General features: G+C 52.1%; 9 protein-coding genes and 1 pseudogene. 6 read left to right on the top strand and 4 right to left on the bottom strand.

Translation table 11 applies throughout. The annotated features are described in order from the left end of the window. Positions 1 to 11 precede the first annotated feature (11 nt). From DACE_RS05775 to DACE_RS05755, 5 genes are all read left to right on the top strand, one after another. Positions 12 to 3,230, top strand: a complete 3,219-nt coding sequence (locus DACE_RS05775; RefSeq protein ID WP_005999213.1) for an efflux RND transporter permease subunit — start codon at positions 12 to 14, stop codon at positions 3,228 to 3,230. A 12-nt stretch (positions 3,231 to 3,242) separates the two neighbouring features. Next, positions 3,243 to 3,740, top strand: coding sequence for a hypothetical protein (locus DACE_RS05770; protein ID WP_005999211.1), 498 nt, complete (start codon positions 3,243 to 3,245; stop codon positions 3,738 to 3,740). Positions 3,741 to 5,039: 1,299 nt separating this feature from the next. Further along, positions 5,040 to 6,164, top strand: a complete 1,125-nt coding sequence (locus DACE_RS05765; RefSeq protein ID WP_005999209.1) for a two-component system sensor histidine kinase NtrB — start codon at positions 5,040 to 5,042, stop codon at positions 6,162 to 6,164. Beyond that, positions 6,157 to 7,506 carry a sigma-54-dependent transcriptional regulator gene (locus DACE_RS05760; RefSeq protein WP_005999207.1) on the top strand — a complete coding sequence of 450 codons (1,350 nt, stop codon included), beginning with the start codon at positions 6,157 to 6,159 and terminating at the stop codon, positions 7,504 to 7,506. The genes DACE_RS05765 and DACE_RS05760 overlap by 8 nt, the downstream gene beginning before the upstream one ends. A gap of 440 nt (positions 7,507 to 7,946) precedes the next feature. Continuing rightward, complete coding sequence (locus DACE_RS05755; RefSeq protein ID WP_005999204.1) at positions 7,947 to 8,711, top strand: porin family protein; 765 nt, start codon at positions 7,947 to 7,949, stop codon at positions 8,709 to 8,711. A 94-nt stretch (positions 8,712 to 8,805) separates the two neighbouring features. On the opposite strand, the gene DACE_RS05750 is transcribed toward DACE_RS05755, so the two are convergent. Then, entirely contained in the window at positions 8,806 to 11,796 is a 2,991-nt protein-coding gene (locus tag DACE_RS05750) for an autotransporter outer membrane beta-barrel domain-containing protein (protein WP_005999202.1), read from the bottom strand. A gap of 277 nt (positions 11,797 to 12,073) precedes the next feature. On the opposite strand from DACE_RS05750, the gene DACE_RS18655 reads away from it, so the two are divergent. Then, the gene (locus DACE_RS18655) at positions 12,074 to 13,051 is read left to right on the top strand and encodes a zinc transporter ZntB (RefSeq protein WP_005999199.1); all 978 of its coding nucleotides are present in this window, start codon (positions 12,074 to 12,076) and stop codon (positions 13,049 to 13,051) included. Positions 13,052 to 13,147: 96 nt separating this feature from the next. Here DACE_RS18655 and DACE_RS18650 read toward each other — a convergent pair. The 3 genes and pseudogenes from DACE_RS18650 to DACE_RS05735 form a co-directional block, all read right to left on the bottom strand. After that, positions 13,148 to 13,765 (bottom strand): annotated as a pseudogene (locus DACE_RS18650) (mechanosensitive ion channel family protein); the annotation flags it as partial. A 1,902-nt stretch (positions 13,766 to 15,667) separates the two neighbouring features. Then, positions 15,668 to 18,085 (bottom strand): GSU2204 family CXXCH-containing (seleno)protein, encoded by a 2,418-nt coding sequence (locus DACE_RS05740; protein ID WP_005999196.1) that lies wholly within the window; start codon positions 18,083 to 18,085, stop codon positions 15,668 to 15,670. 23 nt (positions 18,086 to 18,108) lie between these two features. Next, positions 18,109 to 19,173 (bottom strand): GSU2203 family decaheme c-type cytochrome, encoded by a 1,065-nt coding sequence (locus DACE_RS05735; protein ID WP_005999194.1) that lies wholly within the window; start codon positions 19,171 to 19,173, stop codon positions 18,109 to 18,111. Between the last annotated feature and the right edge of the window lie 402 nt (positions 19,174 to 19,575).

Raw genomic sequence — 19,575 nt, 5'->3', positions numbered from 1 at the left:
AGGAGAGAGTCATGCTCAAAGCACTGATTGCTGCCTCCGTGCGTCATCGTTTCCTCGTGGTGCTGATCACTCTGGTGCTGGTGATGGCCGGTGTTTACGTGTTGCGCGCAACGCCGGTGGACGCCATTCCCGACTTGTCCGACGTGCAGGTGATTGTCTATAGCGATTACGCCGGGCAAGCCCCCCAAGTGGTGGAAGATCAGGTGACCTATCCGTTGACCACGCGTCTACTGTCTGTTCCCCAGGCCAAGACGGTGCGTGGCTATTCGTTTTTCGGCAGTTCGTTTGTCTACGTGATTTTTGAGGACGGCACCGACCTTTACTGGGCCAGGGCGCGCGTGCTCGAATCCCTTAACACCGCTGCCGGTCAACTGCCGGACGGCGTGGTTCCCAGTCTGGGGCCGGATGCCAGCGGTGTCGGCTGGGTCTACCAGTATGAAGTGACCAGTGATCAGCATGACTTGCAGCAATTGCGCTCCATTCAGGATTGGTTTCTGCGCTATGAGCTGACTGCCGTCGAAGGGGTTTCCGAGGTGGCGAGCATCGGAGGCTATGTCAAACAATATCAGGTACGGATCGATCCCAACCGGCTGCGTGGCTACGGCCTGACTCTGGCTGAGGTGCGCCGAGCCATTGCCGCGAGCAATGAGGATGTCGGTGCCCGCCTGCTTGAGATGGGCGAAACTGAGTTCATGGTGCGCGGTCTCGGCTATATCCGCTCCGTGGCTGATCTCGAAGCGATTCCACTGCGTGAAGTGGGTGGTCGCTACGTCCTGCTTGGCGATGTGGCGCGGATTCAGATCGGACCGGAGTTGCGCCGTGGCGTGGCCGAATCCAATGGTGATGGGGAAACCGTCGGCGGCATCATTGTCATGCGTTCCGGTGAGAATGCCCTGGCGACTATTGAGCGCGTCAAACAGCGCCTCACAGAATTACAGGCCGGTTTGCCCGAGGGGGTAACCATTCACCCGGTTTATGACCGCTCCGCTCTGATTGAGCGGGCCATTGATCACCTCAGCACCAAACTGATTGAAGAGTGCGTGGTGGTGGCATTAGTGATCGTCCTGTTTTTGTTTCACCTGCCCAGTGCCGGTGTGGTGGTGCTGACACTGCCGGTGGCGATTCTCATGGCGTTCTTGATCATGAACGGGCAGGGGATTAACGCCAATATCATGAGTCTGGGCGGCATAGCCATTGCCATCGGCGCCATGGTCGATGCGTCGATCATCATGATCGAAAATGCCCATAAACACTTGGAGCATCCCAGTGGTGACGAACCCCACCAGCAGGTGATTTTGCGTGCCGCCCAGGAGGTGGGACCGACCCTGTTTTTCTCCCTGGCGGTGATCACCCTGTCGTTCCTGCCGATTTTTACTCTGACCGATCAGGCTGGACGCCTGTTCAAACCGCTGGCCTATACCAAGACCTATGCCATGGCCGCTGCCGCGGTGCTGGCCGTGACCCTGGTGCCGGCGTTGATGGTGTGGTTTGTCCGCGGACGCATCCGCCCGGAGCAGGCCAATCCCATCAATCGGCTGTTGATGCGTCTCTACCATCCTTTGGTGGCTCTGGTGCTGCGCTGGCGCAAAACCACGTTGCTGGTCACACTGGTGCTGGTGTTGTCGTCGCTCTATCCATTGTCTCATCTGGGGTCGGAGTTTATGCCGCCGCTCGATGAGGGTGATCTGCTCTATATGCCGACCACTCTGCCGGGCATTTCCACGAACAAAGCGCGAGAGCTGTTACAGCAGACCGACAAAATCATCGCCTCATTTCCAGAAGTGGCCAATGTGTTCGGCAAGGCCGGTCGGGCGGAAACCGCCACCGATCCGGCCCCGTTATCCATGCTGGAGACAACCATTCAATTGAAAGACCAGCGCTATTGGCGACGGATTACTGTCGAGCGTTTTTACAGCGATTGGCCGCAAGCCCTGCAACACCCCTTACGCACCCTGTGGCCGGATCAGCGTCCCATTACCCGTAAGGAACTGGTCACTTTGTTGAATCAGGCCATCCAGTTCCCCGGTTTGACCAATGCCTGGACCATGCCGATCCGGACCCGCATCGATATGCTGTCCACCGGCATCAAAACCCCGGTGGGGATCAAGGTTCAGGGCACTGATCTGGAAACCCTCAATCAGGTGGGACAACAGCTTGAAGCCGTCGTCGGTCAACTCCCTAATACGCTGAGTGTTTATGCTGAACGGGTGATGGGCGGACGCTATGTGGATATTGACATTGATCGGCTTGCTGCCGCTCGCCATGGCCTGACCGTCGGGGCGGTTCAGGATGTGATCCAAACCGCCATTGGTGGCATGACCGTGACCCACACGGTTGAAGGGGCCGAGCGTTATCCGGTGAATGTGCGCTATGCCCGTGATTACCGTAGTGATCTTGACGCGTTGGATCAGGTGCGCCTTGCCGCGCCATCCGGGCGCTCGGTGCCGCTCAAAGAGGTGGCCCAGGTGTCGGTGAAATCGGGCCCGGCAGCCATCAAGAGTGAAAATGCCCGCAAAACCCTGTGGGTCTATGTGGATCTCAACACCGATGATGTCGGTGGCTATGTGCAGCGTGCCCATCAGGCGGTGGCTGCGCAGGTCCCGTTACCGGCAGGTGTCAGTCTGGTGTGGAGCGGGCAGTTTGAATATATGCAGCAGACCCGGTCACGGTTGCTGATGATCGTGCCGCTGACTCTGGTGGTGATCTTTATTCTCATTTATGCCAGCACCCGCTGCCCGATGAAGACCGCCATTGTTTTTCTGGCCATGCCGTTTTCACTGGTCGGCGCGTTCTGGTGCCTCTATGCGCTCGATTACAACCTGTCGGTCGCTGTGTGGGTCGGACTCATCGCCCTGGCAGGTCTCGATGCTGAAACCGGTGTCATCATGATGCTCTATTTGTCGATGGCGGAAGATCAGTGGCGGAACGAAGGACGGCTGGTGAACCGTCATGATCTGAAATTGGCGATTTTCGATGGGGCCGTGAAGCGCATTCGCCCCAAAGTCATGACGGTCGGCACCGTCATTCTCGGGCTGGCACCGATCATGTGGAGCCACGGCACCGGTTCGGAAATTATGAAACGGATTGCCGCGCCCATGGTCGCCGGAGTGACGACCTCGGCAATCATGGAACTGCTTGTTTACCCCGTGATCTGGTACGTGTGGAAATCCAGAAATCTTGCGGAATCCACCGAACACCACAATGAAGTTTCTCACCAACCCAGTAAATAACAAGGAGATTAAATGATGAAAAAAATGACGTTGATGCTGTTAGTTTTTCTCGCATTGCCCATGGTTGCGTTTGCCAGCGATTGCTGCGCAGGCAATACCACGAAAGTGGACAGCATGGAACAGCATGTCGGTATGAAAATGGACAGTATGCAGATGGCCGGTAATGAAGTGATGCTCGGCCAACAGGAGATCCACGGCGTGACCGCCATGGCGCACCTCAAGGATGTCCGCCAAGCCATGTCTGAAGCGGGCATGACCACCACCCATCACTTTATGGTGATGCTGCATGATCAGGCCACGGACGCGAATCTCGACCAGGGCTCCGTCGCGGTGAAAGTGACTCTCCCGACCGGGCAACAGCTTCCGGCAATCAAACTGATGGGAATGCAGGGGCATTTTGGTGCTGATGTGACCCTGGCGACTCCGGGTGAGTACACCTTTACCGTCGGCAGTATGCTGGTTGATGGCCAGAAGCGGGTATTTACTTTTAAGACGGTGTTACCCGAATAAAATTATGTAGCTTGCACACCACCCGACGTGCGGGCGCGGAAGCCCACGTCACGTGGGCACCATCACCGCGAACGAATGAGGTTCGCCGGAGCAATTGGTTCCATGATGCGGACCACAGAAAAACCAAGATCAAAGTCAAGGTCGCCGGGACTCGCCCCGGCAGGCGACATCCTTTTGACTTGCCGCTCAAAAGGATGCAAAAGCCGGCTGAACTTCTCCTGAACCTAGATCAACCGACAATGAGTCGGTTTTCGTGATGCTTCACAGATTCGGCTCGCCGCCCTTTAGGTCGGCGAATCGTGCGCCTCATCAGCTTTGGCGTAAAACGTTGATAACAATCAGCCGGTTGGCTCCATCTTTTTCGTGGCACCGGTTAAACGGGTGGGGCGGTGCCCACCCTGCGGTAGCGTGTTATTTCGCCGCCCAGCCCTCCCGTTCAGTAGCGCCGAACGCAAGGAGCGTCGCTGTGATGGTCGTCGGCAAATGTTTGAGGGCTGTGGGACACAGACCGAGTTCTTGCCGACATCACGGTGTAAGCGAGTGGAGTGAGGGAACCCGTTAGGGCGCAATGGTCGGGAGTCGTTTTTCGGTTCCTTTTGACGACGCAAAAGGGACCCGACGTGTGGGCGCGGAAGCCCACGTCACGTGGGGACTAACAACGCGAACGGATGAGGTTCGCTGGAGAAGTTGGCTCAACTTGATGAACCACTGAAGATCAAAGTCAAGGTCGCCGGGATTCGCCCCGGCAGGCGACATCCTTTTGGCAAGCCGCCCAAAAGGATGCAAAAGCCGGCTGAACTTCTCCTGAACCTAGCTCAACCGACACTGGGTCGGTTTCTGTGATGCTTCACAGATTCGGCTCGCCGCAACAATAAGAATATTGGACAAACACCTCCTGTGTTTGCCAATAACGCAAGCCGAAAATGCGATTTCCGTCTTGCTTATACCATCTATTGATGGTGGTCGCCCGTCCATGGGCTCCACAGACGGTTTACAACCGTCTGCAAGGTCGGCGAATCGAGCGCGTCATCAGCTTTGGCGTAAAACGTTGATAATAGGCCTGCGGCTCGCTCTATTTTTCCCGTGGCACCGATCTAACGGGTGGCCGGTGCCCACCCTGCGGCTGCGGGTTATTTAGCAGCCCAGCCCACGTCATGTGCGCACCAAAAATGAGTGAGGGTGCAGTTGGCCTGTGCGATGAGTTGCGTGTTGCGAACCACTACTCCATCGCCACAAATGGACAAGTGGTGATGCTGCGTTAAACTGTAGAATATTCTACAAAGACTTCAGGATAATCTTATGGTGTGGAAAAAAACATCTTTTCGCGTGATCTTACTGCTGATCCTGGTGGTGGGCATTTCATCGTTGCATTACACAACAATGACCCACCATTCCCACCTCCATGATGTCTATCGGCGCCTTTATTATATCCCCATTGTTCTCGGTGGTGTCTGGTTTGGTGTGCGTGGCGGATTGGGCACATCGGTGTTTATTTCCATTGCTTATCTGCCCCATGTGCTGATGCAGTGGGGCCATCTGCCATGGACGGCTCCTGAGCGCTATCTGGAGATCATGATGTATAACGTCATCGGCGCTCTCACCGGAACCTTGATGGCCAAGGAACATGCCCAGCGTTTGCGGGCTGAAGAAACCGCCGTACAGTTGCAGGAGAGCTACGATCAGTTGCGTCAGCAGGCGGACCTGATTCTCGAGATAGAAGAACAGTTGCGCCAGGCTGACCGTCTGACCACCCTCGGTGAACTCTCCGCCGGGCTGGCCCATGAGATTCGCAATCCGCTCGGCTCGATTCGTGGCACGGCGGAAATCCTTCAGGGAGCTTTCAGTACGGAAGATCGCTATCACGAATTTACTACGATTCTGATCAATGAGGTGGATCGTCTCAATCAGGTTCTGGAAAATTATCTGCGCTATGCCCGTCCGGACTCAATGGAGAAACAGCAATTTTCTCTGGCCCCGATCCTCGATGACGTCGTTCAGTTGACGGCTGTCAAAGCCCGTAAAAACCGGGTGGCTGTTGATGTTGACGTTGACGTGGCCAATTCCGTTGCCGGTGATGCCAGCCAGTACAAACAGGCATTTCTTAATCTGATTCTTAATGCCTTGCAAGCCATGGGTGAAGGCGGTTGTCTTTCCATTCTGGCGACAACGGATGAGAATAGGGCGGTGGTGCGTTTTTGTGATACCGGTCCGGGGTTGACTGAGGAGCAACGGCAAAAAATCTTTAAGCCGTTTTATACCACCCGATCCAAAGGAACTGGGCTTGGTTTGGCGATTACCGAGCGGATAGTACACAATCATGGGGGCTCCATTATGGTAGAAAGTCTGCCGAAACAGGGCTGTTGTTTTGAATTACGCTTACCCCTGGCTGATCTGACCCCGACACAGGAGAATGACCATGTCTGAATCCGTTTTATTGGTTGACGATGATGCTTCAATGCGCCGGGTCATTGAATTCACCCTGCAGGAGGCGGGCTATCAGGTCTTGACCGCTGCCAGTGGTGAGGAAGCGCTGCCGCTGTTTCGCCATCATCAACCGGCCTTGGTGGTTACGGATGTGCGGATGGAGGGGATGAGTGGCTATCAGGTGCTTGAGAAAGTGCTGGCGGAGTCTCCTGCAACCCTGGTGATCATTATTACCGCTTACAGCACGGTGGAACAGGCTGTCGGTGCCATGAAAAGTGGCGCCTATGATTATTTGACCAAACCCTTCAGCGGTGAACAGTTGCGTCTGGCTGTCGCGCGTGCCTTTGAATATCGGGCGTTGCGGCGCGAAAACACCCAACTGCATGAAGTGTTGCAACGTCAGGAGTCGACACATCCGATCATTGGCCAGTCTGAGGTCTTGCGTCAGGTGCTGGATCAGGTGGATAAGGTGGCGTTGAGCCAGGCTCCGGTGCTGATTACTGGTGAGAGCGGTACCGGTAAAGAACTTGTGGCGCGTCAAATTCATCAGGTGTCATCGCGGCGCATGGCACCGTTTGTCGCCATAAATTGTGCAGCAATTCCTGAAAATTTACTGGAAAGTGAGTTGTTCGGTCATGTCAAAGGAGCATTTTCCGGTGCAATTAAAGATCAGAAGGGACGTTTTGAGTTGGCCCATGGTGGGACGTTGTTTCTCGATGAGATCGCCGAATTGCCGCTGGCTTTGCAGCCTAAGTTGCTGCGTGCGTTGCAGGAAAAAGAGATCGAACCGCTGGGGGGACAGAGTCGCCGCATTGATGTGCGATTGGTTGCGGCCACCAATCGCGACTTGCATGAGGAGATCAGCCAACAGCGTTTTCGACAGGATCTTTATTATCGGTTGGCCGTTGTGCCGTTGACGCTGCCTCCGTTACGTGAGCGCCGTGATGATATTGCCTTGCTTGTCGATCATTTTGTTACCCACCACCCCCAGGGGCGCGGTGTACAGATCGCACAAACGTTATATGAGGGCCTTGCCGAATATGCGTGGCCGGGGAACGTTCGCGAGCTCTATAATGTTGTCGAGCAAATGCTTATTTTACGTCACAACGATCAGCTTGACCTGAATGACCTGCCTCCCCATATTAAAAGTCGTTCGTCAGAATCTTCATCCGTGCTTCAATTACCGCCGGAAGGCTACTCCCTCGAAGAGCTTGAGCGTCAGGCGGTGATCCAGGCCATGCGTTACTGTCGGGGAAATAAAAGCCAGGCTGCAGCCTTTTTGCGTATTCCGCGACATACGCTACTTTACCGTCTTGAAAAGTACGCCATTACCCAGTGGTGATTTGGCCGTAACGTGGTTATTTCGACACTATGTGTGGTGTAACCGCCTCTTTTGTCGACATAATTTTCTTTCCTGCCCAATGCTGTTCATTCCCCGGCAAAAATATTTTTGCCGGAGGTGTTTAATTTTATTACTTCCTATCGTTAATCATGCTCCTTCATTGAGTTTTTCTTTTTTTGTCAAATCTCTTTTAAGCCTCGGTTTTATGCCATTCTAAGTAACACCTATTCGATTCATGAGAAAAACTCGGTCATTTTTCTAGTTTCCCTCTAATGTTAGCTACGCGTAAGCCTATACTAATATGAATCATCATTCGATAATGGTATACCGATTGCAGTGTAAGTGGTTGAAACTAGAACGTAATTACAACTACATGAGTTATAATTACGTCTGGAGATAAATCCCGTCTTATTACTGGCGGAAAACAGTTGGAGGCATTGATGGCCCTGTTAACACGGATCACTTTTATCCTTTTTGCAAGCGTGCTTTTCACCGGTTCAGTGTGGGCTGAAACATCGGTTTCGCTACGTGCTGGCTACCAGATGCTCAAACCGAGTGGTGATATTGCCGGAAGCAGCTCCACTTTCGATACATCTCTGGATATCGATGATGATCTGGATTGGGATGAAAGCCGTGACATGCTCGGTGAACTGTCGCTGAATTGGGAACGCTCCCAGTTGAGTTTTTCCTATCTGCCGATTGAGTTTTCAGGTGACAGTCTGTTGACTATTGACGGGTATTATAATGGTCAGGCGTTTAGTATTGGTGATCATGTCTCCAGTGATGTCAAATTCGACCTGTACGATGTCGGATACACTTTTTACCTGATTAATATGAAAGAAGTGCCGACGCCGTTTCGTCTTGGTGTTGAATTTGCCATCAAACTGGCGGATATCGAAATTGAGTTCAGTGACGAGGCTGCCGGTATCCATGAAAACGATTCCGTGATCGCTCCGTTGCCCACCTTAGGGATTCGCACCTGCATCGCTTTGACAGAACATATCGCTTTGACTGGACGTGCTGGCTATATTGAATATGACGAAAACCACCTGTTTGACGCCAATGTCCAATTGGAATATCTGCCCCTGAAGCATGGCGGCCTGTTTGCCGGGTACCGCTATTTTGATCTGGTCGTGGATGAGTCGGATGTGGATGTGAATCTGGAATTTTCCGGACCCTATGCCGGGATTATGATCCACTTTTAATAGGCTGTTGAAAAGGCCCAGGATGGGACTTTTTCAATAATCTGTTCGGCATCATCTGTTACGTCGTTACTCAAACCGATAATTTGTTGAATATCTATAATGCCCACTCAAGACCAAAATTCACTTGGCTGGAGCGGTAGCCGCCATGCTTCTGAAGCGTGCGTTGATAACCCAGTCGGGTCGTGATGCCGTTCACGAAAATGGCATGCAGCGCCAGGATCAATTCAACGCTGTCTTGTGCGCTATCACGCCCCTGAATAGAGAAATGCTCTTCACTGTCAATCAACTGGGCTTGGGTGTGCTCAGTTTCATCATCAAAGGCATGATTCCACAGCGCAGCCAATTGACTGACCAGCCTTATCTCTTCGAAGGTAGAAGAGTGCTCGATCTTTAATCCTGTCTGACTGCAAAAGCGTTGTGAATCTTTGCTGCTGACGTGAAGGGATGCTCCTTCCGCCTCATGTTCGCTAAAGGCGTTTTCCTGCAACCACAGATACTCCAAACCGAACGATGGAATAATACTCCATGAATCCACAGTAAAGCGGTAGCCCCCATGGCCGGAGAGTGAACCATGGCCAGCATCATGCTCGCTTTTCGCCTGACGGCCAAGAAAGGCAATGGTGCGTTTGGTGTCGTAGCTGTCTGTTCCGGAGTTGAGGATGGTTTGGGCAAACCAGCCCCCGTTTTTTACTTCGTCATCCCAACGGGCATACAGATAGCCGTCCCATGACAGGTGGTCTGCTGTGGAGGCGAAATCGAGTTCATGCAGGTCCGCGTTGCTGTAGGCTCCGGCCATGCCGATCCGCAACCCAGAGGCGATCTGCTGCTCGATCCCCATCATCAGACCGTTGGTTTTGGCGCGAAACGCCGGGCTGTGCGCGGTCTCTTCGTAGCGGGCGTTATCGGCAACAAGGCGCAGCCAGACATGGCGCTGCAGTTGCGGGCTCAGCTCTGAATCGATTTGTTGAGCAAGAAGAGCGCTGTGTTGATGAATTGCGTCCAGAGACGCGCCGGTCACTGAATTATGGAAACGCGGCAGCAGGTCATCCAGTGCTCCATGTAAGGCCGGTAGCGTTAAGCCATCTATGGTGTTAAGGATCTCTGCCGTATCACCACTAGCATTTGGACGGATGGCATCCAGAGTCTGGCTAAGACTGATCTGATCAGCTGTTGCCGCCAGAGAGGCATAGCTGTTTCTGGCAATATCCAGTGTGAGGCTGTTGATCGCCGTGTCGTCGAAAGCGACAGAGAACACGGCCGGACTTAAGAGGTCATCGAATGTCCCCTGTAGCGCATTGGCCTCAAGGATGGTGTAGTTGCCGCTGGTCAGATACCCCTCAGGGATCACCATTAAGTTGCCACCTTGGATAATGGCCGTGCCGGAAACCTGGAGCAGGTCCGCTGTACCCCCTCCGGCTTCAATTTCCAGCACAGAACCTGCCAGCTGCGTGTAGTTACCGTCAATCGACAGGGTGCCAATTGAATTACCTGGGGCGATAGTCCCGTAATTGATGACAGGGCCATAAATGGTGCCGGTGCCTTTAAGGGTCGCCGGTTCATGAATGGTCAGTGACGAAAATTCAGCATTGCCATTCAGGCTGAGTTCTCCGGTGCCAAGATGACCGATCCAATTGCCGATGATGTCATCATCAAAGCGGAAGCTGAAATCAGGGACTAAAGAGATAACCTCGTCTGTATTAAAATCCCATATGCCGCCAAATGCCACCCCGGAAAAAGTATCGGTGATGATGTCTCCGTTAATCCGGCAATCATTGAGGATGAAGAGTGGATTTGCATAAGGGGAGTACACGGCGGTCTCTGCTTGTATGGTAGCTCCAGATAAGATAAGGGTATTGTATGAGTAGTACCATTGAGGGAGGTAGATTCCGACCGAGTCCTCTCCTTGTGCTGTTATGTTACCGGAGACTTGAATGTGGTTTTGCTCACCCACCGCATAAAGTGCGGTAGAATAATCACCCTTGGCGGTGAGGCTACCTATAACCTCTAGAGTATTGTTCCTGCCGGCCAGGCGAAGTGTATCTGAAAAGTCGCCGCGCGATTCCAACACGCCACTTTGCACAATCTCGTTGTTGTCACCGTTAACGTAGAAGGCATAGCTGTAATCATAGTCAGACAGAAAGACTTCTGCACTTTCAAGGGTCGTATTATTAAGATAGGAGGTCGGACCAAAGGAATTGTAGAAGTCCATATTGATCTCCCAACCCAAGTCACGGAACATGTCCAAAAGTAACTTGTTGGGCGCGCGGGATTTTTCTCCAAAATTTCCTGTCCAGCTCATTAATTCCCCCATGGGCGCGGGGTGGACCATACTGGAGCCTGGAAGGAACTCATCCACAAACGTTTGGATCGGCACCGGTCCGCCGTGGGTTGCATTGGCATAGTCTCCCAGCCACAATAACGTTCCTTGTGGGCCGAGAACAGTCAGAGGATTTGGGGTCCCTAATGTTCTGTATTCTGCCCGGTTGCCATCACTATCTTCTATCAAGCTGCTCCAGCGAGTGACCCCATAGAATCCACTGCTTTGGGAATAACCTGAGGTGATTCCCAATCCATGAATAATTTCATGGGTGACGGCCGATCGGAAATCAACAAAATACCCCGGCAGTCCTTTACCATAATGAAAATCGAACGCACTGTTGTAGTTGATAGCGATATCAGCAGTACCGGGAGCATAATCGGTTGGATCACCATCGCGCCATGCAGCTTCAGCCGTTGTTTTCAACTCTCCGCTTGTGGGATACAGAAAATGTGAACTTCCGGAGTTGCCGAGGATTTGTTGAGGGAGGTTGTCACTCCAGGCCATGGCGATGCGAACTGGACGAGCTGCAGAATTAGCCAATGACAGGTTCAGGATGTCCAGAGAGGAGATTAAGGCTGTTTTTTGCTCTTCAGTCCAGACGGTGGTTCCAGTAATAGACATGCCGTTAGCTGTTGATGCTGATTCTCCAGGGGCAAGCAATTCTACCTGAAACAGACCGATTTCAAGTATCTCATTTGCATGGCATGGTGCTGGAGGGAAAAGCCCCATCATCAAAAATGGGATAATTATATAAAGCTTTTTCATTGGCGCTCTTTCGGGATGGGTAACCGTCTTGAGGACTGTAATGTCTCAAGAATGATGCTTGAGATTGTGTCTAGGAGCCGATTTTTATCTGCGTGGTTTGACAGCAGGCTAAAATGAATGTCCGTTTCGGCGTATATTAGCATATTTACTACACGTTTTGGTATATCATCTGTTTGTCATGGGCTTTGTTGGATGGGCGGGAAAAGGCGTGAGGCAGTTGCCCTTTTTCAGACGACAGGGTAATTTGAATAGATATTTCCCTCTATCTGGAGAACGTATGTCTATCAACGAGAAACCGCAAGGATTCCATTTTGCCAGACATCTCGATGGCAATGGCGGGGCTGAAGTTCTTGAGTGGGCTCTGTTGCAGAACGGACGCAGCCACGATCAAGTCTGGGTGCATTGTGATTATGAAGATGCACAGATTCAGCAGTGGTTGACACGCCAGAGTCTTGATCCCCTTGTGGTTGAAGCGATGACCGCTGAGGACAGCCGTCCGCGAGTCGCTCTTTTTGATCAGGGGGCTCTCGTTGGTTTGCGTGGGGTTAATAAAAATCCTGACGAAGCGATGGAGGATATGGTCTCGCTACGGGTGTGGCTGGACCCTGACCGGATCATCACCTTGAGTAATAAGCCTATGGCGTCCATCCGGGACATTCAGCAACAGTTTGTCCAGGGGCGTGGTCCTAAAACCACCCAAGGACTGTTTTCAGAACTGTGTGATCGTTTGGAATGGTATGTCAGTCAGATGATTGATGATTATGAAGATGAGGTGGAGTTGATCGAACAAAGCGACCTTGCTGAAGATCATTTGCGCCGGCGTGAGGCCATCTCCAATTTACGGCGGCGTGTGGTCACGCCACGCCGCTATCTGGCTCCGCAACGCGATGCCTTATCGCACTTATCTGTTGAGCCTCCCAGCTGGTTTAACGAGCGGACCCTGATGCATCTCAAAGAGATCCGCAACCGGTTGCAACGCCACATGGAGGATCTGGATGCAGTGCGCGATCGGACTGTCATCGTTCAGGAGGAATTGCAGGCGCAAGTTTCCGACCAGCTCAACGCTCGAATGTATATTATCAATATCTTTGCCGCGATTTTTCTGCCGTTATCCTTTTTCACCGGTTTGTTCGGTGTCAATCTCGGTGGTATCCCCGGGGCGCATTCCGCTGTCGCCTTCCTGCTGTTCTGTTTCTGCCTGCTGGTTATCGGTGTTGGCTTGATGGTCGTTTTCCACTGGAAACGCTGGTTCTGAATTGACCGGTGTTTTAGGACCGCGCCATTTTTCCCAGACGTTGTCCGACACGGAGCGTAAATGCAGATCGCGTTGCGGGAAGGGGATGGAGATCCCTTCCTGATCGAACCGTTTGTAGATGGCAACACTCAGATCACTTTTCACATCAAGACTCTGGTCAAAATTTTCCAACCAGATACGTAATTTAAAATCCAGAGAGCTGGCCCCGAACGCAACGAACAACGGCGACGGCTCCGGGTATTTGAGAACGGTTGGATTATTTTTGGCTTCCTCTTTGAGGATGGCTAGCACCCGTTCAATATCCTCCCCATAAGCAACACCGACATCGATCGTGATCCGTGCCCGTGAATTGCTGTGAGTCAGGTTGGTGACCTTTTCGGAAATCAGCTGACTGTTAGGGACAATGATCTCCGCCTGGTTGTAGGTTTCAATCACTGTGGAACGCAGACCGATTTTGCGGACAATCGCCCATTCCCCATCGAGAATGATCCGGTCACCGAGTTTGATGGGGCGTTCGAACAGCAGGATCAGGCCACTGACAAAGTTGTTGACGATATTCTGCAGACCAAATCCGATCCCGATACCGAGGGCACCGGCAATGACGGCAAAGCTTTGCAAGCCGATGCCCAGGGATCCCAGCGTCAGTAACAGGCCGCAGGAGATGATGATGTAGTGGAGCAGGGTTTTCAGGGAATCGCGCAAGCCACTATCCATATAGCGCGGTCCGACAATTTCGACATCAAACAACGAACGCATGAACCAGGAGAGACTGAACGCCAGGTACATGATCATCACCACCATGATCACGGTGCTCAGTGTCAGCTCAACCTCGCCAACGGTGACTCCAAAATCTTTGACCGCCAACCAGGTGGTGGTTACGCTGTCACTGCCGCCCCAGATCTGTACGGTATAGAGCATGCCGTAAATGAACAGTGCGCCGACGATAAAATGATTGATGCGGCGGGCGAGGCGGGAGCCGAAAATCTTGAAAAACTTCCAGCTTTGCACCCACGGGTGACCGAGGAGATAGTCAATACCGCCTTGAGTGAGGCGCATGACCATATACACCATCAGCAACACAAAGACGGTTTTGATGGCCGAGTCGACCAGACGCAAGGACAGGGTACTGTAACCGCCGAGCTGAGCAATTAGGGAAATGGTTAACACAATAATCCCGATGCGCTGTCCGATGATCAGCTGCCAGGAGTCTTTGTTGCGGCGACTCAGCAGGCACATCCGGGCCAGCAGAGGAATGCCGATCAGGGACAGGACCACCAGGTAAAGACGTAAAAACGGTAACGGCAGGCCAATCACCTGTAAAAACATGGAGATCAGATAGATGAAGGCCAATAGCCAGACCAGCATGGCGTGGCGACGTTCCGGTACAATCCCGGCCACGAGGATGCTGGCGGCAATGACGCTGATCACCAGCAGATAAAAAGTCCATGCTAAGGGCGGTGCCTTATACAGTGGACTGAGGGTGGCAAAGGCGACAAATAAACCGGCGGCCCAGGGATGACGGAACAGGATGTTCCATTGGGATGCATCATCCTTTTTACGATGCTTGCGTAGGTTGACCGCCAGCACCAGAGCCAGAATTAACTGCATCACCGTGACCCACCAGTAGTCATGCAGATAGCTTGTGCGGTACCACTGCACCAGATTGAAATTGTCTTTGACCTGCTGATTGAGTTCGGTGTTGAACTGCGCATAAAAGGTGCTGCTGGCAAAGGATCGGGCGGTTTTCTTGAAAATCTGTGAGCGCAGATTTTTTAATGCTGTATCGATATGACGCACGGTGGCTTCATTGCCGTCCTGAATCAGAACCACCTGCTGTTGTACGGCAATGAGTTTGCCGCTGGCATCGGCAATTTGTTTGAGCAGTGCAGCGATTTTTTCGTCAGCACGGTCGAATTCTGCTGCGGGAAACTCGGTGTTTTCTTTTGTCAGATAAGCTTTCCATTCCACCCAAAAAATTTTGCGCTGTTGCCATTGGTTGCGCAGGTTGTCGAGGGTGGTTAATTTTGTAGAAAGTGTTTCAAAGATCGCTTTGAGATTGCCGAGCTGACCAACGAGGACACTGCGTGTTTCCAGAAGTCGCTCAAAACTCCATTGTTCCGGATCTCCCAACTCCTTGAGCCGTTGATCAAGGGTTTTCTGACGCTCCATCACTTTGTCAAGGTTGTCTTTTGTTTGTTCCAGCGCCGTTATCTCATCCAGTTGTGTTGAGGTGGACGCCGTGTTGTTGTTCAGTGTTGCCAGGCGTGAAACCACCTCAGAGACGCCGGGGAATACCGTCGCCTGTGGTGAGGCATCGGCTGCTTCGCTCGAGGGTGTGGATGTTTGTTCACTAACAGCTCCGGCAGCGGTGCCGTTGTTCTCCTGAGCGGACCAGCATGGGGAACAGACAAGAGTGAAGATTAAACAATAAAAAATAAAGAGAAGGGGGCGCACCGTGGGCTCCTTGAGTGTTCTCAGGGTTGATGAAGGTCGGCTTGAATACACGACGATTCTTTATTCTACCTTGAATTTCTGCGAGAGAGAACCGTTGGTGCATAAAAAAGCCCCCGTCATCCAAAGATAACGGGGGCTTTTGTTCCAGGCGAGGCAACGTGCCTAGAACCGATAGCTTACCGAAGTGTTCACCAGGTAAAGTTCGCCATCATAGTCATCACCAAGGTAGGCTTCACCATCTTCAACACAGCGGTAGAAACCGCTGACGGCAAGAGTCAATGCCGAGTTGAAGCGATATTCCGCTCCCAGGGTCAGGTCCAGAGTCTCATAATCGAGATCGGAATAATCATCCGATCCGCTGTAATCAAGGTAGCTCATCATGATGGTCTGGGTGTAAGGGAGATCATTGGCGTCGAGATAGGCCAGATAGTCCTCTTCCGACATGCCGGACAAGACGTAATCCACATAGTTTTCATAGTAGATATTGTCGCCAAAGTTGGGGTTGTCGGCAGATGCTTCCGCTTTGGTCAGGGTCAGGTCACCACTGAGAGTCAGCTTGTTCGTAGCCTGATACGTCGTGGACAGGTAGAGCACCTGAGCCGTGGTGTCGTAATCGACATTGTCATAAACCGAAGCGATCTGTTCGCCCATACTTTCCGAGAAACAACCGACATAAAGTGCCGTGGCATATTTGCTGGTGGTTTTACCGTATTGGTAATCATAACCAGCGCTGAACGTCAGTTTCTCGGTCGGCATCATGAAGATACTGACACCGGCATTCCAACTGTTGTTCTCCCAATCATTATACGCTTCATCATTCTCTTCAAAGGTGTATTGGCCGTTGACGCTCAACGAGAAAATGTCGTTGGGGGTCCAGGTGCCACTGGCTTTGAACTGATGATGGTTTTCAGCGACATTGCTGCCGGAGGTCGTGCGGTTCCAGCTGCGCAGAACTTCATAAAACGGTGAGTTGGTGGTCATGTCCAGCGGATCGGGATCGCTGTCCATCAGTTGGGTCCAACCGTATTGATTCAAATCGTTGTAGCCCAAACCGTTGCTGAAGCTGAACGGAGTGTCCGCGTGTTCATAAGTGTATTTGGCACGCAGATTGACCGAAGACATCGGGCGTGAGCTGATGCCCAACTCAAAGGTATTATAGGTTGTTTCTTCGTCGTCCAGGTAAGCTTCATCGCGCAGGCTACTGTCATACTCTTTGTAGTTGCCGTTATCGCGATCGACCACTTTATACGTATAGGCTCCGGTCAGCATAGTACCGGCACCGAGGACGTAAGACGCATCCAGGCCTGTTTCGAAGACGTCGCGGCTGGCGCTGGAAGGACGGTTGTAGTTGAAGTCAGATACCGGAATGGTGTCGGCACCAAACACGATCTCAGTATCAGCCGTGTATGACGTCATATCCACATACAGATCATCGCTGTCGATTTCATACTGCTTGGCATACGCTTTGAGACGCAGCCCGGCAATGCTCCGATTGCTGGCACTGAAAAACAGGGTGTCGGAATCGTATTCCAGATCGTTGTAATTGTTTTTCGTATCAGCGCTGACATAGCTGCCGTACAGTGTGGTTGCGCCGGCCGCATCGTAGCGCAGTTTCACCGTATCCATTTTCTTTTCAATGTCTGCGGTGATACCGATTTCCTGGGACTCGTTTTCGAACAGCAAACGGTCATAATAGGGTTTGGCGATATCGTCGTAGTAATAGTCATTGTCGACGCGACCTTCGTGCGCATAGTCGTCGCTTCGGTTGTCGAATTCGCGCTCGGTGTGGAAATAGCTGGCGGTCAGCCCGGCCATTTTAAAGGTGGCACCGATGCTGACTTCTTCCGTGGTCTGGTCGATCTCCTGACCAACGGCAACGGTATGACACGGTGTGCATTGACCCGTCATCAGCGTGGTTTGCTGCCAGCCGTGTTTTTCCTCATGGCTGAATTTCACTTCAGGAACCAGGTAGGGAAATGCCGGCAGTTGCAGTTTGGCACTGGCTTCATGCTTGCGACGCTCAATCATGTAGTCGCGGCCCTGATCCAGATCGTTAAAGGTTGCAGTTTGCAGACCTTCGAGGCCGACGGTTCCTGCTTCGGTCAGCAGAGGAACCGCATTGGCTGCGATGATGCCATCGTAAATATCGTGTTCGCCACCGGCATTGATACTCGGTTCAAAGCTGCCGTAACCGGGAGTACCCGCCGTTGCCGACAGATGCGGTTTGTCCTCAAACAGCAGGTCATGGCGTAAGCGATGAATGAACTTTTGATAGTTGTACTTTGCCCGCAGCACTCGCTTGATATCGAAACGGGCTGATCCTTCACTCTCTTCTTCGTCGGTGTACTGACCTTCGAGTTCTATGCCGACACCGTTTTGGCGGACATCGAGTTCAAGACCGCCGCCGATGGAAGAATCCATAGATTCATATTCGGCGGTTTTATTCAGACTGTCATCACTGCTGACTCCGGTGTAGCCCAGATTGATGGATGCTTCTGACCAGTCGGCTGCAAAGCCGCTGGTTGCCATCATCAGGACCGCGATGGATGCCAACAAAACATAGGTACGTAACTGTTTCATAATATTACAGGCCTCCTTGTTGGCTATCGCGTCAAACGGCTACCGCCGCCCGGGGTGTAGAGAGAGGGCAGATCGGAACCGTGGACACTTGGGTGACATTGACTACAACGCGTCATCATGGCCATTTGCATGGCATGTTTGTCATCGATGCCTGAACCGGTGATTTTGTTCAGGATGGCCTGAGCACTGTTGCCAATGGCAGCCTTTGCCGGATCCGAATCCGAAGCATACTGCGCATATTCAGCCAATGCGTCCGTGTTTGGACGGAAATTGGTATGGAAATGCAGCTCATGACATTGCAGGCACAGGAACGGCTCACTCTGTTTAATCAGATTGTCAGCCACAGTGCCGTGGGGGTTGTGACAAATGGTGCAGTCTTCCATGACCGGCGCATGTTCGAAAGCAAACGGCCCAGACTGATCCATGTGGCAGGTCAGGCACAGCTCGTTTTTGCGTTCGTCAGTACGCAGCATGGGGCGGGTTTGGCTACCATGAGGGTTGTGACAGTCGCTGCAACCCATTTTGCCTTCTTTTACCGGGTGATGATTGGGCATGTGCATCTTTGCACGCACATCCTGATGGCAGCTGTAGCACAGCTCGTCTTCCGGTTTACTGAGCATGGCTTTGTTGGCGCCATCGTCATGGACGGTGTGACAGTCTGTACAGCCGATGCCGTAAGCGGCATGGGTGGAATGGTTCCACTCCATGGTTTCACCCTCGGTATGACAGTTTTGGCAGATCGCTGATGCCTGGGCGGCATTGAGCGAGCCAAAGCTGAGGATTTTTTCCGTATCCCCTTCGTCAATGTGCTGGCTGGCCGGTCCGTGGCAGGATTCGCAGCCCTGATTGTCCATACTGTTGGCCAGATATTCAAAATCGGCCAACAAATTGTGGATGTTGTGTTCAAAGGCCTGTCCCAATTCCTCGTGACAGTCGAGACAAGCGCTTGAGCCAACAGATTGGGCGTCAGCGATCTGGGGGATCGTCGCGTCCAGTTGTGTTCCCGGTTGAGAACAGGCGCACAGCATTGCCAATAGCAGTGCGCTGATCCCACCGACAACAACACGGTTGTTACGGTGTTTCTTCATGTTTCTCTCCTTCTTCCATGATTGTGTACGTTTCTACTATAGGGAAAATCTATAGTAGGCAGAATGAAATACGATGGAAGATAGCGCCTTGGTCAGACCAAGTCCAATTCAAAAAAACGATCTGTCCTTATGAGTAAATTGAAGATTGTTATGATCTTGTAATAATATTGTTAGCAGTATAAGAGGATCTTCTACGGGAGACGGTTCTAAGGTAAATTATCGATAATATTGATGGAACTAGATGATGCCATATTGAAAGATCGTCTTTTCTTTCTGCAGAAATAGTAATTATTATTAGATAGTATTTTAAACTAAAAAGTGTTGCGCTTTTTTTTTCAATGTGTATGATAGCTGAATCAAGGTGTGAGGGCGGTGCAGATGCGAGACGTATGGGAACGTCCT

The organism is Desulfuromonas acetoxidans DSM 684, from assembly GCF_000167355.1.
Taxonomy (GTDB): domain Bacteria; phylum Desulfobacterota; class Desulfuromonadia; order Desulfuromonadales; family Desulfuromonadaceae; genus Desulfuromonas; species Desulfuromonas acetoxidans.
Note: the sequence above shows the minus strand (reverse complement) of the source record. Positions and strands in the feature narration are given on the sequence as shown.

Excerpts from the sequence above, each read along its gene's own strand:
- DACE_RS05775 (WP_005999213.1), top strand. The coding sequence starts at position 12 with ATGCTCAAAGCACTGATTGCTGCCTCCGTGCGTCATCGTTTCCTCGTG.
- DACE_RS05770 (WP_005999211.1), top strand. The coding sequence starts at position 3,243 with ATGATGAAAAAAATGACGTTGATGCTGTTAGTTTTTCTCGCATTGCCC.
- DACE_RS05765 (WP_005999209.1), top strand. The coding sequence starts at position 5,040 with ATGGTGTGGAAAAAAACATCTTTTCGCGTGATCTTACTGCTGATCCTG.
- DACE_RS05760 (WP_005999207.1), top strand. The coding sequence starts at position 6,157 with ATGTCTGAATCCGTTTTATTGGTTGACGATGATGCTTCAATGCGCCGG.
- DACE_RS05755 (WP_005999204.1), top strand. The coding sequence starts at position 7,947 with ATGGCCCTGTTAACACGGATCACTTTTATCCTTTTTGCAAGCGTGCTT.
- DACE_RS05750 (WP_005999202.1), bottom strand. The coding sequence starts at position 11,796 with ATGAAAAAGCTTTATATAATTATCCCATTTTTGATGATGGGGCTTTTC.
- DACE_RS18655 (WP_005999199.1), top strand. The coding sequence starts at position 12,074 with ATGTCTATCAACGAGAAACCGCAAGGATTCCATTTTGCCAGACATCTC.
- DACE_RS05740 (WP_005999196.1), bottom strand. The coding sequence starts at position 18,085 with ATGAAACAGTTACGTACCTATGTTTTGTTGGCATCCATCGCGGTCCTG.
- DACE_RS05735 (WP_005999194.1), bottom strand. The coding sequence starts at position 19,173 with ATGAAGAAACACCGTAACAACCGTGTTGTTGTCGGTGGGATCAGCGCA.